This is a genomic window from Cryobacterium sp. M25 (assembly GCF_002929635.1).
GTDB lineage: Bacteria > Actinomycetota > Actinomycetes > Actinomycetales > Microbacteriaceae > Cryobacterium > Cryobacterium sandaracinum.
Genome location: NZ_PJJU01000030.1, coordinates 20,418 through 38,335 on the forward strand (window position 1 = coordinate 20,418; position 17,918 = coordinate 38,335).

A 17,918-nucleotide genomic window follows, 5' to 3' on the forward strand; every position below is an offset into this window, starting at 1 on the left:
CAGCGTGAAGGCCCGCACCTACGGCGCCGGCGTGATGCTGATGATGCTGGACAGAGGCAGCGTGCGTTCGATGTCGGCGCGACGGTCCCGGGCCCGGAAGCGCCCGCCGCCCACACTGGCCGGCTCGAGCAGATAGTCGACCACCACACCGCCGGGCATGGCGATGCTGACGACGACGGTCTGCTTCGCCTTGATTGCCAAGTCGAGCTGGCGGGCGAGCCAGGCATCCGCTGCCTGGCCCTCGCCGCCATCGGCGGCACGCAGCCTATCGACCAGGGCGACGGCCGGATCCGGGGCGTCCACCGGCACGACCCGAGCGAGCTGGTGGCGGCGCAGGTGCACGATCTCATGGGTGGCGTCCTCCGCGGCGACGGGGTAGCGCGCATCGCTGAGCGCCCAGAAGACCACGTCGGAGGGGAACCGGCTGGTCAGTCGGCTGCCCTCGGCAGGCACAAGGCCGAGGGAGGCGAGCGTCTGGTCCACGGCGATGGTGCTCAGCAGGGCCGCGTCGTCGGACTGGACATAGGCCTGGGCCGGGGACTCCATCGGGTCCGTCGGGCCGACGCGCACGCGCCCGTAGCGGGCGGCGGATTCCCGGATCAGGTAGTCGACGGGCTGTGGGATGCCGGTCAGGGAGACCGTGCGCAGGAAATCGAGCAGTGACTCCGCGCTTTCGCCGGCCGCCAGGGCGCGGTTCACGGAGTTGGCGGTGATGCGGTAGCTCAGGGCGAGTTCCCGGCTCTCCACGTCGGCGAGCCCGCGCAGGCGGCTGTCGATCGAGGGGGCGAGCGGTCCGGGGGACACGATCGACAGGTCGTTCTGCAGGTACACCGCGCCGCCGGTCGCCGGCAACGCGGCCGCCATGGTGGCGACGGCCGCCTCGAGGTCACCGGCCAGCACCGAAGCACCGGCCGGGCTGGTGGTCTGGTGGGCGGTGATGCCGATCAGTTCGGCGTCCTCGGCGAACTCGGTGACCCGGTCGTCCATCCACTGGCCGCCGGCCGGGTAGAGCCAGGCCACGAAGCCGCGCAGCACGTCGCCCCAGGACACGCCGGGCCGGCGGGCGAGTATCCCGCGCACATCCGGCGGCAGGGCCGCATGCCAGGCGTCGGCCAGGGTCGCCCAGCGGCGGGCGGTGCTCTCGAGCAGCCAGGCCTCGCCGGCTTCGGTTTCATTCCAGTAGCCGTCGGAATGGGCGATGAGTTCGGCTCGGGCCGCGGTCGCGACGAAGGAGGGCACGAATTCGAGTTCGACCCCCATCACGGCGGCCAGACGCTTGGTGTCGGGCAGGCCGAGCCCGCCCCGGCTGAGCTCCCTGGCCGGCTCGCGGGCGAGCTCAGTGACCAGTTCGGCGATGGAGGACACCGCGGCGAAGGCACGCTCCGCCGCGAGACGGTCTGTGAAGCGGGTATCGGTGGTGTCGACACTGGCCAGCGCCGCGGGTGCGGGCGTCGAAGCCAGCTCGAGCGCGGTCGGCAGGCCCAGGTCCGGCCAGGTCAGCAGTCGCGCGGCCACCGCCGGGTAGGGACTGAACCGCCCGTCGGTCAGGCGCGCGAGCATGAGGGAGTCCAGTTCGGCGGCACGGCCGGCGACCTCGGCCACGTCGACGGGCGAACCTGCCAGTTCGGACAGGCGCTCGGCGAGGTCGAACAGCGAGGGCGCGGCAGCCGTGCCGACCTCCGTTCCCTGGCTGAGCTCACCGGCGACGGCGAGAACGGCGAGGGTGGCCCGATCGAGCCGTGCCAGCACCCGTTGGATTGCGGTTGGTTCGAGGAGAGCCTCGGCCAGGTCGAAGAAATCACGGATGCCCGTGGCCGAGACCATGCGGATGTCGATCGTGCGACGCAACGTTGCGTCATCCAGCGCCCGAAGGCGCGAAGCGAGTGTGAGCATTGCTACTCCTTATTCTGTCGTGCCTCACGAGCGCGACGCATGCCGGACATCACCATGAGGACGATGATCAGCACGAATCCGAGAGGCAATCCAAACAGCGGCAAAGCAAGCACCGCCGGCCAGACCCCCTGGCCGAAACCGTTGTCCGCCCCGGCCCCGGCCGCTGTGCCGAGGATGACGGCAAGGAACGCGAGGATGGACAGACCCACCACACCCGCAACCATGTAAGCAAGGATGCGTTCGAGCCGGCTCGCGGCGGGTGGAGTTTGATTGGTCACAGACTCAAGGATACGGGGCGGGAACCGGTCCGACCGAATAGGCTGGGGGTGGTTGGCGCGCAATCCGCGCGCCCGGAATTCAGCGAGGTCCAGATGCCCACCGGCAAGGTCAAGTTCTACGACGAGGAGAAAGGTTTCGGCTTCATCACCTCTGATGACGGCCACGAGGTCTTTCTCCACGCTTCTGCACTGCCCGCCGGAGTCACGGTCAAGGCAGGAACGAAGCTCGAATTCGGCATCGCCGACGGCAAGCGGGGCGCTCAGGCGCTGTCCGTTCGCGTTCTCGAGGCACCGCCGAGCCTGGTCAAACTCAGCCGCAAGCCGGCTGACGACATGGCCGTCATCGTCGAGGACCTGGTGAAACTCCTCGACGGCATCGGAGCGAGCCTGCGTCGCGGCCGCTACCCCGACAAAACCCACAGCCACAAGATCGCGGCCATGCTGCGCAAGGTCGCGGAGGAACTCGATGCCTGAGGCCGCTGCCGACGAGCGCCTGCTGTCCGCGGTCGACCAGGCGCGCACCGCGCTGCTGGAGATCACGCCGGCCGACAGCATCGGCGAACCCCTCGGCCACCTCGTCGAAGGCGAGCATGTGCTCTCGCTGCTGTTCGACTGCAACCTGTCCGGCTACCCGGGCTGGCGTTGGACGGTCACCCTCGCCCGGGTGGACAAGAGCTCCGAGCCGTCGGTTTTGGAAGCCGAGCTCACGCCGGGCGACGACGCCCTGATCGCGCCGGAGTGGGTGCCGTGGTCTGACCGCCTGGCCGACTACCGCACGGCCCAGGAACTGGCTGCGGCCGTGGCCGACGCCGAGGCGTTGGGCGATGATGGCGAATCGGACGACGACGACGAATCTGACGATGACGGCGATGACGGCGATGACGGCGACGAGTCAGACGACGACGAAGACCGCGGCGAAGATGTGCTTGACGGGATCGACTTCGGTGAGGCCCTAACGGCGCCGGAACCGTACCCAGGCAATCCCGAGCAGGCCGAGGCCGAGGCCGATGAGGGCAGCCCAGAGCCACCAGCCCACTCCGGCGGCGGCGAGTTCGTCCCGGAAGACGAGCGCGAGCGCGAGCGCCACTAGCCAGCCGGCGGAGCCCGCAAGGAAAGCCTTGCGGGAATCCGTTCGAGCCGGCAGCGGGTCTGGCCGACGCTCACTGTCTCTCAGCCAGAGCCGCATGTCGAGGCCTACTTGCCCAGGTTCTGCACCACGAACTCGATCGAGCGGACGAGCTGGCGCACGTCTCCGGGCTCGATCGCGGTGAAGGTGGAAACCCGCAACTGGTTGCGGCCGAGCTTGCGGTAGGGCTCGGTGTCGGAGATCCCGTTGGCGCGCAGGGTCTTGGCGATGGCGGCGGCATCGATCGCGTCGTCGAAGTCGATCGTCGCGACCACCTGTGACCGGTGCTCCGGGTCGGTGACATACGGCGTCGCGAACGGCACGCTCTCGGCCCAGTCGTAGAGAACGGATGACGATTCGAGGGTGCGCGCGGACGCCCACGCCAGGCCGCCGCATCCGTTGATCCAGTCGAGCTGGTTCTCGATCAAAAGAAGCGTGGCCACGGCCGGAGTGTTCAGAGTCTGGTTGAGGCGCGAGTTGTCGATCGCGTTCTTCAGGCTGAGGAACTCGGGAATGTAGCGCCCGCTCGCGGCGATCTGCTCGACGCGCTCGATCGCGGCGGGGGAGAAGAGCGCCATCCACAGGCCTCCGTCGGAGGCGAGGTTCTTCTGCGGCGCGAAGTAGTAGACATCCGCCTGGTCGGCCTCGTAGTCGATACCGGCCGCCGCGCTGGTGGCGTCGATCACCGTCAGGGCGTTGGGGTCGGCAACTACGCGGGTGACCGGAGCCATGACGCCGGTCGAGGTCTCGTTCTGGGGCCAGGCGTAGACGTCGACACCCTCGGTCACGACGAACTCGCTGCGCGATCCGGCCGGGGCCTTGACCACGTCGGGCGCTTCGAGGAACGGAGCGGCCGCGGCCGCGGCGAACTTGCCGCCGAACTCGCCGAAGACGAGGTTCTGGCTGCGGCGGAGAATAAGGGAGAACGCGGCGGCGTCCCAGAACGCGGTGGACCCGCCGTTGCCGATAATGACTTCATAACCGGCAGGGGCGCGAAGGAGGTCCGCGAGGCCGGTGCGCACGCGACCGACCAAGTTCTTGACGGGTGCCTGGCGATGGGAGGTGCCCATCACGCTCGCGCTGAACTCTAAAAGATGTTCGAGTTGTCCTTTTCGAACTTTCGACGGGCCGCAGCCAAATCGTCCATCATCGGGCAGAAGTTCCGTGGGAATTATCAGGTTCGACATAGGGCGATTCTAACGGCCGCTCTCGCGGCGATAAGGTTGGGCAGTACGTACCGAGCCGAGAGGAACGCTGGGCATGACGGATCTCATCGACACCACCGAAATGTACCTCCGCACGATTCTCGATCTCGAAGAGGAGCACATCGTTCCCCTCCGAGCACGCATCTCGGAACGCCTCGGGCACTCCGGGCCGACCGTGTCGCAGACCGTGGCCCGGATGGAACGGGATGGCCTCGTAGTCGTCTCCGGCGACCGGCACCTTGAGCTCACCGTCGACGGGCGCAGCAAGGCCGTGCATGTGATGCGCAAACATCGGCTTGCGGAACGCCTGCTCAGCGACGTAATCGGGCTCGAATGGGAATTCGTCCACGACGAAGCATGCCGCTGGGAGCATGTGATGAGTGAGCGGGTGGAGCGCAAAATCCTGGAGATGCTCGATCACCCGACCGAGTCTCCGTATGGCAACCCCATCCCCGGCCTCGATGAGCTGGGCGATTCGCCGGCCGTCGCGTTCATGGCCGGGGTGACGAGCCTCGTCGACCTGGTCACCGGATCTGCCGGTCCGGTCACCGCCGTGGTGCGCCGTCTGGGCGAACCCGTTCAGGTCGACCCCGAGCTCCTGGCCCAGCTGAAAAACTTCGGTGTGCTCCCCGGGGCCACGGGGGTTTTCTCCGCCGTGGGCTCCTATGTGCTCGTGCAGGTGCATGGGTTCGAGGACGGACTGGAACTGCCCAACGAGGTCGCCGGCCACATCTTCGTCGCCACGCCGGCAGCGGTCGCCTAGCCATTCGGCGGTCACCGCCTGCCCCGTCGCCGTTGAGCCCTCTCCCCACAATTTTGTTATCAATATGTTAGAAAAAGTAGCCTGCGGCGTGACAAACGGATGTGCGTCAGTTAGCTTGGAGTCGTCCACAGTCCAGATTCCGGTCGACGGACACGGATCAAGACGCCTTTCTTTCCCGTCTCTTGATTCGTTCCTCACACACGCGACGAGCGCAGTGGACGGGGCAACTACCTAGTGTTGTCGAGGCGCCGGAGGTAAACACTTTGGCCGCATTAGGTAAGAAGATTTTCCGTCGAGCCCCGAACTCGATAGCCACCACCGGATCCATCACCCTCGCTCCCATCACCCGCGCTTCTATCACCAACGACAACGAACACGCGGAGCTCAGCCACTATCGGGCCGCCGGCCCCCGTTCCGGCCCGCGGTCACGCCGCCGGGGCGCCGTGGCGAACATCGTGTTCATGACTCTCGCCGGCGGCCTCGTCGCGACCATGGCCATCCCGGCCTATGCGTTCGCGCCGACCGAAGAGGAGTACGCGTCAACGGCCTCGGCCGAGTTGACCGAATCGGGTGCGCAGTCCGTGGCGGTCGCCGCCGCGGCCGATACCGTGAGCGTCGCGCGCGACGGGTTCACCGCCACCACCCCCGAGGAACTGGCGGCGGCAGCGGCCGCAGCAACGGCGGCCGTTGCCGCGTCCGAGGCAGCGGCCGCCGAGGGGCGCCGACTGGAAGCCGCGGCCGCGATGACCTCCTACGCCGCGTCGTATTCCGGTCCGTCGTCGGCCGACTACCTGGCTGCCCCGGCATACCCGAATTTCGACCTGGCATCCGTCTACAGTGTCGCGGCCGGCTACCAGGGTGTCCCCTATGTCTACGGCGGGGCCACCCCGGCCGGCTTCGATTGTTCCGGTTTCATCATGTACGTCTACGCGCAGTTCGGCATCTCGCTGCCGCATTCCTCGACCGGGCAGGGGGCGGCGGGCACCCGAATCCCCGAATCTGAGGCTCAGCCGGGTGACCTCGTCATCATGGACGGCCACGACGGGTTCTACGCAGGCAACGGCAACATCCTGCACGCGCCGTATGAGGGGGCGGCCGTGCGTGTGCAGCCGATCTGGACCAGCTCGTACTACATCGTGCGTCTCGGCATCTGAGCCTGCCGGAAGATCCGAGCCGGCCGGCCGCCAGATGAATGTTTCGTAACACCTAGCACATTCGGCGTCCCGCACTTCGCGGTGGCGCCGAATGTGGGTTAACCTGTTGCTCTGATGTTTTGCGAGTTTTCGGGAGAGCCCATGCGCGAGCGGCGCACGATCCACACCATGGATGTGCGCTGCCGCTCCGCGCTGCGGCAGAGCAGTCGAGCAAACTTGAGTTGCGCGTGTCAGGGACACCGTGTGGCCGGTAGGGCGTTGTCATGGTGACGGCGCCCTTTTTGTTTGCCTGTTCGCTCCTTCTCACTGACTGTCGTAGTTCGAATGGCTGGAAGCCGTCCAGCCCTTTTCGAAAGGGAACGCATGCGCACACTGGTCCTCAATGCGGGGTATGAGCCCCTTGCCGTGGTGTCCTTCAAACGAGCACTCGTGCTGGTCATGAATCACAAGGCAACGATCGTGCAAGCCGACCAGGGGCATCCGATCTGTGCCGCCTCCGGTTCCTGGGAGCGACCGAGCGTCATCTTGCTCACGCGTTACGTGCGCATCCCTCGGTCCAGGGCGGTGCCGGTCAGCCGTCGCGGCGTGCTGCGCCGGGACGAGCATCGCTGCGGGTACTGCGGCAAGACCGCCAGCACGATCGACCACGTAATGCCTCGGTCGCGCGGAGGTCGGGACACCTGGGACAATCTCGTGGCCTGCTGCCTTCGCTGCAACAACCTCAAAAGCGACCGGACGCCGGCCGAGATGGGCTGGAAACTCCTGTTCCACCCGGGATTGCCGGTCGGCACGACCTGGGTGGTGCGCGGCGCTGAGCGGCCGTTACCGCAGTGGGATGAATTTCTTGCTCCTGCCGCCTGACCCGCGAATATAACAGGGATGTAACGCCAGAAGGTGACTTCCTGGTCGCCGTCGCCTAGGGTTGAGAAGCGCCGAACCTCGATCTCGGTGCGTTAGAGGATCATCTTTTGCCCCAATCCGGCGTACCCGGCACTTCTGGTTCGCCAGAGACCCCGATTTTTCCGCTCTCGCGCCGCGAACTGCGTGCGCAGCGTGAGGCGGCAGAGGCCCGAGCCGACGCCACCGTGAACATTCCGGTGCGCATTCCCGATGCGGTTGCGGTGGCGGAAACCAAGGCTCTGGACCTCGAAAAGGCATCGATCGCGGCGCGGAGCAACCGGCTCAATCCGGTCGCTCCCCCGCGGGTCGCACCGGCCGTCAGCCGCCCGGTGCCCCGGTCGCGCCGCCGGCGGCCCATGAAGATCGCCGTGACCCTGCTGGCCATTCCGGGACTGTTCCTCACCGCCGGCCTTCCGGCCTATGCGTTCGCGCCCGGTGCGAGCGACACCGCCTCGACGACTTCGCGGGTTGCCGACACGCAGGGCGTCACGGTGGACAGTGGCGCCGCAGCCATCACCGTCGCTCGCGACGGTTTCACGGCGACCACGAGCGACGAACTCGCCCAGCGGGATGCCGAGGCCAAGCGTGCACTGGCCGCGCAGCAGACCGCCGAGGCAGCCCGATCGGCTGCCACCGACTTCGCTGTATACAGCGTGCGCGCCAAGGGCGACGACTACCCGTGGTTCGACCGGGCCACCGACACCCAGGGCGGCGGACTGTCTCCGCTTGGCTACTATTACCGCGAATGCGTGGACTTCGTGGCATATCGGCTCAACCGCGACGCCGGGTCGACCGGCTCCCCGTGGACCTGGACCTGGAGCAAACTCACCCCCAGCGGCGGCAACGCGAGCAACTGGGCCAGCGCCTGGGCTGACCAGGGCTGGGCCACCGGCGACACTCCCGTCGTCGGCGCGGTCGCCTGGTTCAACTACAACCACGTGGCCTACGTGCAGTCGGTCAACAGCGACGGCTCGGTCATTCTCGAGGAATACAACTGGAACGGCAGTCACGCGTACAACACGCGCACCGTGTCGGCCAGTGAGGTTCCGCTCTTCCTGTACCCGCCGACGTAAGCGCGTCGCAGCGGTGCGCTGCGGCGCCGGCCGACAACCGCTAAACTTCAGTGGCCAGCCTCTGTAGCTCAACGGAAGAGCAGTTCCGTCCTAAGGAAACGGTTGGGGGTTCGAATCCCTCCAGGGGCACCACGAATCATCCGTCGATGCCGACCGACCAGCACATCGCCCTTGTGTCGACGTGTCCGTAGAGCGGTCGACTTCCTTCCTTAAAGACGGGGAATTTCCCGCTTTGTCACGGAAATAGTGTGATTGACCTGATGTGCAGAATTGGCTTGAATTCCTTCCCGGAGTCAATGAAACTAATCGAACTCACTCAGCGGCGGCGCGACGGAGGCGCGCACGAATCGATCGCTGGCGAAGCCGAGGAGAGCACCCATGGTTAGCAATAGTGCGCGCGAAAAAAGCGAGCGAGCACCGGCGCCCGACGATTCCCGCAAACCCGACTCGCGGAGCGAGATCGTCAAGCCGTCCTGGCGGTATGTGCTGCGCAAGACCCTGCGGGAATTCACGGCCGACCAGTGCCCCGACCTCGCCGCCGCCCTCACCTACTACGCCGTGCTGTCGATCTTCCCCGCACTGATTGCGCTGGTCTCGCTCCTGGGAGCGTTCGGTCAGGGTGCAAACTCGACGAACTCAATCCTGTCGCTCGTTGACGAGGTCGCGCCCGGCGACACGGTCGACACTCTGCGCGGCCCGCTCGAGCAGTTCAGCTCCTCGCCGGCGGCCGGTGTCGCCCTCGTCGTCGGGATCCTGTTGGCGCTGTGGTCAGCATCCGGGTACGTCGGCGCGTTCAGCCGGGCCATGAACCGCATCTACGAGATCGACGAGGGCCGGCCGTTCTGGAAGCTGCGCCCGATGCAGCTGGGCGTGACCGTGGTGTGCATTCTGTTGATTGTGGTGGCGCTTGTCGTTCTGATCGTGTCGGGTCCGGTCACCGATGCGCTCGGCAACACTCTCGGGTTGGGGTCGGCCGTCCAGTTCGTCTGGTCGGTCATCAAGTGGCCCATCCTGGCGGTAGCCGCCGTATTGATCATCGCAATCCTGTACTAGGCAACCCCCAACGCCCAGCAGCCCAAGTTCCGATGGATCAGCCTGGGTGCGTTACTCGCATTCCTCACTCTGGTGATCTCCTCATTCCTGTTCGGCCCCTACGTCACCAATTTCTCCAACTACGACCGCACGTATGGTTCCCTGGCCGGCATCGTGGTGTTCCTGCTCTGGCTATGGATAGCCAACCTCGCCCTGCTCTTCGGTGCCGAATTCGACGCCGAGCTGGAACGGGGCCGTGAGCTGCAGGCGGGCATCGCCGCAGAAGAAGAACTTCAGCTGCCGCCGCGGGACACCCGCAAGAGCGACAAGGCCGCCGACAAGGTACGCGAGGACATCGCGATCGGCCGACGGTTGCGGCTGAACAGACGAACGAGTGACGACAGCGAGTCGAAGAAGAAGAAATAGGGCGACGGCCGGGAACCGGTTGGGGATTCGAATCCTTCCAGGGACACCCAGCGTCCGCGCACGGATGGCGAGGTCCGGATTGCTCCCAACCTCGCCTCCGGGTGTCACTGAGCGTCGTTCCCCGGGGCGCTCCAGGCCCTAGTTGTAGAGCATCCCGCCGTCGACGAGCAGGACCTGGCCGGTGACGTAGTCGGAGTCGGGGCCGGCGAAGAACGACACGATCTTGGCGACGTCCTCCGGGGTCTCGATGCGGCCGAGCGCGATGCCGTCGACGTTTTCCTTGAGGTTCTGGCCGAGCGGCTTGCCGTTGATGGCGCTGAGCTTCTCGTCGATCAGGTCCCACATGCCGGTGCCGACGATGCCGGGGGCGTAGGCGTTGACCGTGATGCCCCGAGGTGCGAGCTCCTGGGCGGCAGCCTGAGTGATGCCGCGGACGGCGAACTTCGAGGCCGAGTAGGCGCCGAGGATGGGGAAGCCCTGGATGGCGGCGATGGAGGCGGCGTTGATGATCTTGCCGGCGTGGCCGAGTTCGTCGAGCTTCGCGACCGCGGCCTGGATCCCCCAGACGACGCTGTTCACGTTGATGCGGAAGATCTTCTCCAGATCGTCCGCCGTGACCTCGAGCATGGGCGTGACCTGGGCGATGCCGGCGTTGTTGACGATTACGTCGAATCCGCCGAGCTTCTCGGCCGCGGTGTCGACGGCGGCGAACACATCATCGCGGTTGGAGACGTCGGCGGTGACGAAGACGGCCCTGCGCCCGAAAGCCTCGATTTCGGCGACGACACCGGCCCCCTTTTCTGCCTGGAAGTCGAGGTCGGCGACGGCGATGTCGAAGCCGTCCTGGGCGAGGCGGAGTGCGATGCCGCGTCCGATTCCCTGCCCGGCTCCGGTGACGAGTGCGACTTTGTTCGAAACGGTCATGGTGGTTCTCATTTCTGGTTCGGGCATGCTGAGCGCCGTTTGGCGTCGTTGACCCGCAGCCCTGACGGTGTCGGTCAGACGATCATCCGGACCCCTTCAGGCTAGGCGACAGATCTGTCGACCGGTTCGCCGATGTTACCCGGTCACGCGGAACACGCCTCAGCAGCTAGCGTCGATGTATACGATCACCACACTCCGGTCGTCTCCGATGATGCACACGTCCCGGAGACCACCTCGTCTGGAGTGCCTCATGATTTCCCCCCGCATCGCGTTCGTCGACGTCGACGGCACGCTCATGGAGACCGGCTCGATGATCGCGGAGTCGGCGATCGACGCGGTGCGCGCCGCCCGGCACAACGGGCACCTGGTGTACCTCAGCACCGGACGGGCGTCCGTGGAGATCTACCCCGCGATCCGCGACATCGGATTCGACGGTTTCATCAGCTCCGGCGGCGGGTTCGCGGAGATCGGCGATGAGCTCGTGATCGAACGCTCGATGCCCGAAGCGGCCGTGGCCCGGATGATCAGCTTCTATGAGGAGTCAGGGTACGACTTCTACCTGCAGTCCTTTGACGAGCTGTACCCGAGCCCCGGCGTGCATGACCGCTTCGCGGACTACTACGCGTCCGGCGAAAAGCGGAAGGTGGGAGCCGGGTATGCGACGGCATCCGTCACCGGTGCCGTCGCACACCCGGCGCTGAAAGCCTTCGCCGATGTGCGCCCCTTCAGTCTCACGGGCATCGCGAAGTCGGTGTTCCTCGCCGGCGACCTCCGGGCGTACGACCGGGTGTCGGACGCGCTCAGCGGAGACTTCCATGTCATCACCGGAACCATCCCGCACATGGGGCGCGGCAGCGGCGAGGTGACGCTGAATGGTGTGAACAAGGGCTCCACGATCCTGCGGCTCCTCGACCGGCTCGGCCTCGACGCGGCATCCGCCCTCGGCATCGGTGACAGCAGCAACGACATCGAGATGCTGCAGGTCTGCGGGGTCGGCATCGCCATGGGCAACGCCTCGGATGCCGTCAAGGCCTACGCCGACGAGGTCACCACCACCGTGCAGGGCGACGGCGTCTGGAACGCCTTCCGCCGCCACGGTCTGATCTGACGCGTCGCGGCACCCGTCGCCGGTGTCACCGTAACCGGACACCTCCCTGTTACCTGCGGGTTCTAAACTGGTGGCGCGCGGTGGCTGGCACCGCGACCTGGACGAGGAGCCTGCGTGACCCTGACCCCGATTGAGCCCGGCCAGGACGTGCTCGAGGCCGGACACCGCGCGGCGCCGGCCCGCACCCTGGTCGACATCCTGCTCGCGACCGCCGGCCGGCATCCGGGCGCGCTCGCCCTCGAAGACGTCGACGGGGCGATCAACTACCGGGATCTGGTGCGCCTGGTCACCGAGCAGGCGGAGCAGCTCAGTCGCCGCGGGGTGCGCCGCGGCGACACCGTCGGCATCCGGATCCCGTCGGGAACCCGGGAACTGTATCTCTCCATTCTGGCGACCCTCCTGGTCGGCGCCTCCTACGTGCCCGTCGACGCCGACGACCCCGAGGAACGCGCCCGGCTCGTCTTCGGCGAGGCCCGGGTCGTGGGCGTGATCGGGGCGGGCGGCGTGTTCGAGGTGCGCACCGGCATCGACGCGGAGATGTTCGCCGAACGGATGCTGGCGCCCGGGGACGACCTGGCCCTTGCCGGCACGATCGGCGCCATGCCGGCCCCCGACGACGATGCCTGGGTGATCTTCACCTCCGGCTCCACCGGGGTACCCAAGGGGGTGGCGGTGGCCCACCGCTCCGCCGCCGCGTTCGTCGACGCGGAGGCCGACCTGTTCCTCCGGTCGGACCCGATCGGTCCCGCGGACCGGGTGCTGGCCGGCCTTTCTGTGGCCTTCGACGCCTCCTGCGAGGAGATGTGGCTGGCCTGGCGGAACGGTGCCTGCCTCGTCTCGGCGCCCCGCTCCCTGGTGCGCTCGGGGGTCGACCTGGGCCCGTGGTTGATCAAGCACGGCATCACCGTGGTGTCGACGGTGCCGACCCTCGCGGCCCTGTGGCCGGAGGAATCGCTGGAGCGGGTGCGGCTGCTGATCTTCGGCGGCGAAGCCTGCCCACCCGAGCTCGCCTCGCGCCTCGCCGTGCGCGGCCGGGAGGTCTGGAACACGTATGGCCCGACCGAGGCCACCGTCGTCGCCTGCGCCGCCCTGCTCGACGGCCGCGGGCCGGCGCGGATCGGGCTTCCTCTGGCCGGCTGGAACCTTGCCGTGGTGGACGCCGCCGGTGCCCGGGTGGCCCACGGCGAGACCGGGGAACTCATTATCGGCGGGGTCGGGCTGGCCCGCTACCTCGACGCCGGCAAGGACACCGAGAAGTACGCCCCGCATACCGAGCTGGGCTGGCACCGCGCCTACCGCAGCGGCGATCTGGTGCGCTACGAGCGCGAGGGTCTCGTGTTCGTCGGCCGGGCCGATGACCAGGTCAAGCTCGGCGGCCGGCGTATCGAACTCGGCGAGATCGAGGCGGCCCTGCGCGCGCTCCCGGGGGTGGCCGGAGCGGCCGCGGTCGTGCAGAGAACCCCGGCCGGCAACCAGATCCTGGTCGGCTACCTGGCCCAGGTGGAGGGGGCCCTCTTCGACCGGGCGGCCGCCAACATCCGTCTGCGCGAAGAATTGCCGGCCGCGCTCGTGCCGCTGGTGCACGTCGTCGACGAGCTGCCCACGCGCACCTCCGGCAAGGTGGACCGCGGTGCCCTGCCCTGGCCCCTTCCCGCCACCGGGGGTGAGCAGGCGGAGGCCTTCTCGCCGACGGCGGCGTGGCTTGCCGCCGGCTGGGCCGCCATCCTCGGGGTGTCGGCCGACGGCCCCGACGCGGACTTCTTCGCCCACGGCGGCGGGTCGCTCTCCGCGGCCCAGTTCGTGTCGACCGTCCGCGAGCGGTTCCCCGACACCCGAGTCTCCGACATCTACGACTACCCCCGGATCGGTTCCCTCGCCGACGAGCTCGACGGACGCGCACCCGCGGCGGCGAGTATCGTGCGGGAGGTTCAGCCGGTGCCCCGGCGCAGCCGCCTCACCATCACCCTGCTGGGCGTGCCGCTGCACGTGCTGGTCGGCGCGCGTTGGCTGGTCTACCTCGCGGCGGCGAACAACCTGCTCGCGGGCTGGGCAGGCGCCTCCTTCGCGCCCACCATCTCCTGGTGGTGGGTGGCGCTCGGGTTCATGCTCTTCGTCACCCCGCCCGGCAAGATGGCCATCTCCGTCGTCGCCGCCCGGCTGCTGCTGCGCGGCGTGGAGCCCGGCAACTATCCGCGCGGCGGATCGGTGCACCTGCGCCTCTGGCTCGCCGAACAGGTGGCACTGCTCTCGGATGCCGTGAGCCTGGCCGGTGCCCCCTGGATCAGCTACTACGCCAGGGCCCTCGGCGCCCGCATCGGCACCGACGTCGACCTGCACTCCCTGCCGCCGGTAACCGGAATGCTGGACATCGGTGCCGGGGCAGCCATCGAACCCGAGACCGACCTGTCCGGCTACTGGATCGACGGCGACGTGCTGCGCATCGGGCCGGTGCGGATCGGCGCCGGCGCCACGGTCGGCTCCCGCAGCGCACTGCTCGGAGGCGCCGACATCGGGCGGGGCGCCGTAATCGAGCCGGGCTCGGCCGTCTCCGGACCGGTGCCGCCGGGTGAACGCTGGGCCGGTTCCCCGGCCGCCCGCATGGGCGCCGCCCGCGGCTCCTGGCCGGCCGAGCGCCCGCCGCGCGGGACCCGCTGGCTGACCGCCTTCGCGACCGGGGCCATCGCCATGACGGCCCTGCCCGCGATCGCGGTGCTCGTCGGAGCGCTCATCGTCGGGGCGTCCATCGGCGACGCCGCGACCCTGGCCGACGCGGCCGGGCGGGCCGCCCTGGCCACCCCGCTCGCGGTCGTGGCAGCCGGGCTGGTCTACGCGCTGCTGGTGCTCGGCTCCGTTCGGCTGCTCGGTGTGGGCCTGCGGGAGGGGTACTATCCCGTGCGCAGCCGGATCGGCTGGCAGGTCTGGATGACCGAGCGCATCCTCGACGGCGCCCGCACGCTCCTGTTCCCGATCTACGCGAGCCTGCTCACCCCGATCTGGCTGCGCCTGCTCGGCGCGAAGGTGGGCGCCGGCGTGGAAGCCTCCACCGTGCTTCTCATCCCCGCCCTGACGACCATCGCCCCGGCCGCGTTCCTCGCCGACGACACCATGGTCGCCTGCTATGAACTCGGCGGCGGCTGGCTGCACATCGGGCCGGCCAAGATCGGCCGCCGGGCGTTCCTCGGCAACAGCGGCATGGCGGGCGCGGGCCGCACGGTGCCGCGCAACGGGCTCGTCGCGGTGCTCTCCTCCACGCCGCGCAAGGCGAAACGCGGGTCGTCCTGGCTGGGCAACCCGCCCGAACGGCTGCGCCGCACGGTGACGGATGTCGACGAGGCCCGCACCTTCCACCCACCGGCCCGGCTCGTCACCTGGCGGGCGCTGTGGGAGATGCTCCGGATCATGCCGGTCATCGTCACGGTCCTGATCGCCCTCGGCGTGCTCGTCGCCCTTGATGCGCTCTGGCTCACGGTCGGCCTGGGGTGGACGATCGCGCTCTCGGGTCTGGTGCTGCTGGCCGCGGGGGCCGTCGCCGCCCTGGTGACCACGGCCGCGAAGTGGTTGCTGGTGGGCCGGATCGACGCTACGGAACATCCGCTCTGGTCGTCGTTCATCTGGCGCAACGAGGTGTCGGACAGCTTCGTCGAGATGGTCGCCCGACCCTGGTTCGCGGCGAAGGCGGCCGGCACGCCGGCGCTCGCCGTGTGGCTTCGCACTCTCGGCGCGCACATCGGGTACGGCGTGTGGTGCGAGACCTACTGGCTGCCGGAGGCGGACCTGGTGAGCATCAAAGACGGTGCGACCGTGAACCGGGGCTGCGTGGTGCAGACGCACCTGTTCCACGACCGCATCATGCAATTGGACCGGGTCACCCTGGCGGCGGGCGCCACGCTCGGGCCGCACAGCGTGATTCTGCCGGCGGCCGACATCGAGGAGGGCGCCACTGTGGGGCCTGCCTCGCTGGTGATGCGCGGAGAACGCGTGCCGGCCGGGTCGGTGTGGTCGGGCAACCCCATTTCGCCGTGGCGCAGTCTGCCATGGCAAACTTGATGCCCACCATGCCTCGCACCCCACCGCCCTCAGGCCCCGCTCAGAGCCCGGCCAAGAGCCTCACCCCGCTGCCGCCCAGATCCGCGCTCGGCCCGGCCGGCGTTCGAGGGGCCGCTCCCACCCACGGCGCCGCTACCGCGGGCGACCCGTACCTGCCGGGCAACGGGAACGGCGGTTACCTCGCCCTGCACTACGACCTGAACCTCGACTACCGGGTGACCACCAACCAGTTGCGGGCCACAGCCACCGTGCAGGCCCGGGCATCGATGAGGCTGGACCGGTTCAGCCTCGACTTCGATGGTCTCACTGTGGACCGGGTCACCGTCGACGGGGTGCGGGCGCTGAAGGTGAGCCAGAGGGCGCGAAAGCTCACCATCACGGTGGTGGCGACGATCGAGGCCGGGGCGCTGTTCGAGGTGACCGTGCGGTATCGCGGCGCGCCGCATCCGTTGAAGAGCATCTGGGGCGAGGTCGGCTGGGAGGAACTCGACGACGGCGTGCTCGTGGCCGGCCAGCCGACCGGGTCGGCGTCGTGGTTCCCCTGCAACGACCACCCCAGCAACAAGGCCTCGTTCCGCATCCGGGTCAGCTGCGAGGACCCCTACACGGTCGTGGCGAACGGTACGCTGATCGCGCGCACGACCCGGTCTGGCCGCACCAGCTGGACCTACGAGGTGAAGGAGCCGATGGCTACTTACCTGGCCACGGTGCTGATCGGCCGTTACCGGCGCACCGACGCCGCCGCCGCCCCGGTGGCCCAACGCATCTTCTTCCCGGCAAACCTCGCCCGCGAGGTGGCGGTGGACTTCGCCCGACTTCCGGAGATGATCTCACTCTTCGCCGACCGCTTCGGTCCCTACCCGTTCGACGCCTACTCGGTCGTGGTCACCGACGACGAGCTGGAGATCCCGCTCGAGGCCCACGGCCTCGCCATTTTCGGTCGCAACCACGTCGACGGTGCGCACGGCAGCGACCGGCTGATCGCCCACGAACTGGCCCACCAGTGGTTCGGCAACAGCCTGACCGTCGTGCGGTGGCAGGACATCTGGCTGCACGAGGGGTTCGCCTGCTACGCCGAGTGGCTGTGGGCGGAGGCCGGCGGTGGACCAACGACCGATGCGAGTGCCGCCGTGCACCGGACCGAGATCGCGGCCCTGCCGCGGGACATCGTCGTCGGCGAACCGGGGCCGCACGACATGTTCGACGACCGGGTCTACAAGCGCGGCGCCCTGGCCCTGCACGCGGTGCGCCGGTCGCTCGGCGACGACGCCTTCTTCGGCGCCGTGCGCGCCTATACGCGGGCGCGCCGCCACGGTTCGATCACTACCGAGGACCTTGTGGAGTTCCTTTCCGTGCACACCGATAGCGGTGAAATTCGCCGGATCGTCGACCGCTGGATCTACCGGAGCGCCCTGCCCAAGCTTTAGGCGAGGTTGGCTGGTCCAGCCGACCGACCCTCCCGCCCGGCGTCGAACCAATTCGACGGAGATTCTCTCGAATGCGAGTCATTTTCCGGTTTTTGAGCCCCTTTCGGGCAAAATCTCTGTCGAATTCGTTCGGGGCGGAGTGCTGTACGGCGGTCTCGGACTCAACCGGCTAGGCCGGACCATTCAGGTGGTGACGGATGTCCGAATTCGGCACGATATGCACGGTCGGCCCGTCCGCGGCGCGCCTGCCCTCGCCGAGAACGGCCACCGTACCGACGAGCGCCGTGCCCACGTACTCGGCACCCATGAGCGCCGTACCCGGGTCGAAGTCGCGAAGCCGAATCGCGTCGACGTCAACGTCGACGTCGGCTCCGCGCCAGGCGTCGAGGCGCGGCGAGCCCCGGCCGCCGCCGCCCGGCAACGAGACGGTCAGGTTGCGCGGGTCCACTCGGAGCCCGTCGCCCGTGCACTTCAGCACCGCCTCCTTCGCGGTCCACAACCGGGCCCGCGCGCGTGCGGTGTCGGCGGCGCCCGCGGCGGCGCCCGCGGCGGCGCCCGCGGC

14 protein-coding genes, 1 tRNA gene and 2 pseudogenes are annotated in these 17,918 nt (G+C 68.4%); 11 read left to right on the forward strand and 6 right to left on the reverse strand.

From position 1 onward, the window contains the following. Window positions 1-18 precede the first annotated feature (18 nt). Entirely contained in the window at window positions 19-1,893 is a 1,875-nt protein-coding gene (locus CXY81_RS01820; protein ID WP_104193787.1) for a helicase-associated domain-containing protein, read from the reverse strand. Between the two features lie 2 nt (window positions 1,894-1,895). Beyond that, complete coding sequence (locus CXY81_RS01825; protein WP_134542856.1) at window positions 1,896-2,171, reverse strand: hypothetical protein; 276 nt, start codon at window positions 2,169-2,171, stop codon at window positions 1,896-1,898. Window positions 2,172-2,264: 93 nt separating this feature from the next. Between CXY81_RS01825 and CXY81_RS01830 the strand changes: the two genes are divergently transcribed. Both CXY81_RS01830 and CXY81_RS01835 read left to right on the forward strand, forming a co-directional pair. Then, entirely contained in the window at window positions 2,265-2,645 is a 381-nt protein-coding gene (locus CXY81_RS01830) for a cold-shock protein (protein ID WP_104171911.1), read from the forward strand. Further along, window positions 2,638-3,261, forward strand: coding sequence for a DUF3027 domain-containing protein (locus CXY81_RS01835; RefSeq protein WP_233193922.1), 624 nt, complete (start codon window positions 2,638-2,640; stop codon window positions 3,259-3,261). The genes CXY81_RS01830 and CXY81_RS01835 overlap by 8 nt, the downstream gene beginning before the upstream one ends. Here the strand turns inward: CXY81_RS01835 and CXY81_RS01840 are convergent. Together CXY81_RS01840 and serC are read right to left on the reverse strand one after the other, a co-directional pair. Continuing rightward, window positions 3,190-3,357, reverse strand: a pseudogene (locus tag CXY81_RS01840) (DUF2530 domain-containing protein); the annotation flags it as partial. The gene CXY81_RS01835 and the pseudogene CXY81_RS01840 sit on opposite strands and share 72 nt — an antisense overlap. 8 nt (window positions 3,358-3,365) lie before the next feature. Beyond that, the gene (gene serC / locus CXY81_RS01845; protein WP_104193788.1) at window positions 3,366-4,484 is read right to left on the reverse strand and encodes a phosphoserine transaminase; all 1,119 of its coding nucleotides are present in this window, start codon (window positions 4,482-4,484) and stop codon (window positions 3,366-3,368) included. Between the two features lie 73 nt (window positions 4,485-4,557). Between serC and CXY81_RS01850 the strand changes: the two genes are divergently transcribed. From CXY81_RS01850 to CXY81_RS01875, 6 genes and pseudogenes are all read left to right on the forward strand, one after another. Next, window positions 4,558-5,265: a metal-dependent transcriptional regulator gene (locus CXY81_RS01850; protein ID WP_104171871.1), complete on the forward strand. Its 708-nt coding sequence runs from the start codon at window positions 4,558-4,560 to the stop codon at window positions 5,263-5,265. 263 nt (window positions 5,266-5,528) lie between these two features. After that, a complete protein-coding gene (locus tag CXY81_RS16545; protein ID WP_233193923.1) occupies window positions 5,529-6,419 on the forward strand; it encodes a C40 family peptidase in 891 nt (296 codons plus the stop codon). A 363-nt stretch (window positions 6,420-6,782) separates the two neighbouring features. After that, window positions 6,783-7,280 carry an HNH endonuclease gene (locus CXY81_RS01860; RefSeq protein WP_104100118.1) on the forward strand — a complete coding sequence of 166 codons (498 nt, stop codon included), beginning with the start codon at window positions 6,783-6,785 and terminating at the stop codon, window positions 7,278-7,280. A 107-nt stretch (window positions 7,281-7,387) separates the two neighbouring features. Next, complete coding sequence (locus CXY81_RS01865) at window positions 7,388-8,392, forward strand: CHAP domain-containing protein (protein ID WP_104193789.1); 1,005 nt, start codon at window positions 7,388-7,390, stop codon at window positions 8,390-8,392. A 57-nt stretch (window positions 8,393-8,449) separates the two neighbouring features. Continuing rightward, window positions 8,450-8,524: transfer RNA gene (locus CXY81_RS01870), tRNA-Arg, on the forward strand. 246 nt (window positions 8,525-8,770) lie between these two features. Next, window positions 8,771-9,850: pseudogene (locus CXY81_RS01875) on the forward strand (YihY/virulence factor BrkB family protein). Window positions 9,851-9,988: 138 nt separating this feature from the next. Here CXY81_RS01875 and CXY81_RS01880 read toward each other — a convergent pair. Next, window positions 9,989-10,774: an acetoin reductase gene (locus CXY81_RS01880; RefSeq protein ID WP_104100116.1), complete on the reverse strand. Its 786-nt coding sequence runs from the start codon at window positions 10,772-10,774 to the stop codon at window positions 9,989-9,991. Between the two features lie 250 nt (window positions 10,775-11,024). On the opposite strand from CXY81_RS01880, the gene CXY81_RS01885 reads away from it, so the two are divergent. The 3 genes from CXY81_RS01885 (at window position 11,025) to CXY81_RS01895 (ending at window position 17,356) form a co-directional block, all read left to right on the forward strand. Next, window positions 11,025-11,882: a Cof-type HAD-IIB family hydrolase gene (locus CXY81_RS01885; RefSeq protein ID WP_158251975.1), complete on the forward strand. Its 858-nt coding sequence runs from the start codon at window positions 11,025-11,027 to the stop codon at window positions 11,880-11,882. Window positions 11,883-11,996: 114 nt separating this feature from the next. Next, window positions 11,997-15,929, forward strand: coding sequence for a Pls/PosA family non-ribosomal peptide synthetase (locus tag CXY81_RS01890; protein ID WP_104193790.1), 3,933 nt, complete (start codon window positions 11,997-11,999; stop codon window positions 15,927-15,929). Next, the gene (locus CXY81_RS01895) at window positions 15,929-17,356 is read left to right on the forward strand and encodes a M1 family metallopeptidase (RefSeq protein WP_233193924.1); all 1,428 of its coding nucleotides are present in this window, start codon (window positions 15,929-15,931) and stop codon (window positions 17,354-17,356) included. The genes CXY81_RS01890 and CXY81_RS01895 overlap by 1 nt, the downstream gene beginning before the upstream one ends. A 169-nt stretch (window positions 17,357-17,525) precedes the next feature. Here CXY81_RS01895 and CXY81_RS01900 read toward each other — a convergent pair. Beyond that, window positions 17,526-17,918 (reverse strand): 4'-phosphopantetheinyl transferase superfamily protein (locus CXY81_RS01900; protein WP_146067584.1); only part of this gene is annotated, 393 nt, incomplete at its 5' end.

Coding starts and splice junctions, on each gene's coding strand:
- CXY81_RS01820 (WP_104193787.1), bottom strand. CDS start 1,893: ATGCTCACACTCGCTTCGCGCCTTCGGGCGCTGGATGACGCAACGTTG.
- CXY81_RS01830 (WP_104171911.1), top strand. CDS start 2,265: ATGCCCACCGGCAAGGTCAAGTTCTACGACGAGGAGAAAGGTTTCGGC.
- CXY81_RS01835 (WP_233193922.1), top strand. CDS start 2,638: ATGCCTGAGGCCGCTGCCGACGAGCGCCTGCTGTCCGCGGTCGACCAG.
- serC (WP_104193788.1), bottom strand. CDS start 4,484: ATGTCGAACCTGATAATTCCCACGGAACTTCTGCCCGATGATGGACGA.
- CXY81_RS01850 (WP_104171871.1), top strand. CDS start 4,558: ATGACGGATCTCATCGACACCACCGAAATGTACCTCCGCACGATTCTC.
- CXY81_RS01860 (WP_104100118.1), top strand. CDS start 6,783: ATGCGCACACTGGTCCTCAATGCGGGGTATGAGCCCCTTGCCGTGGTG.
- CXY81_RS01880 (WP_104100116.1), bottom strand. CDS start 10,774: ATGACCGTTTCGAACAAAGTCGCACTCGTCACCGGAGCCGGGCAGGGA.
- CXY81_RS01885 (WP_158251975.1), top strand. CDS start 11,025: ATGATTTCCCCCCGCATCGCGTTCGTCGACGTCGACGGCACGCTCATG.
- CXY81_RS01895 (WP_233193924.1), top strand. CDS start 15,929: ATGCCCACCATGCCTCGCACCCCACCGCCCTCAGGCCCCGCTCAGAGC.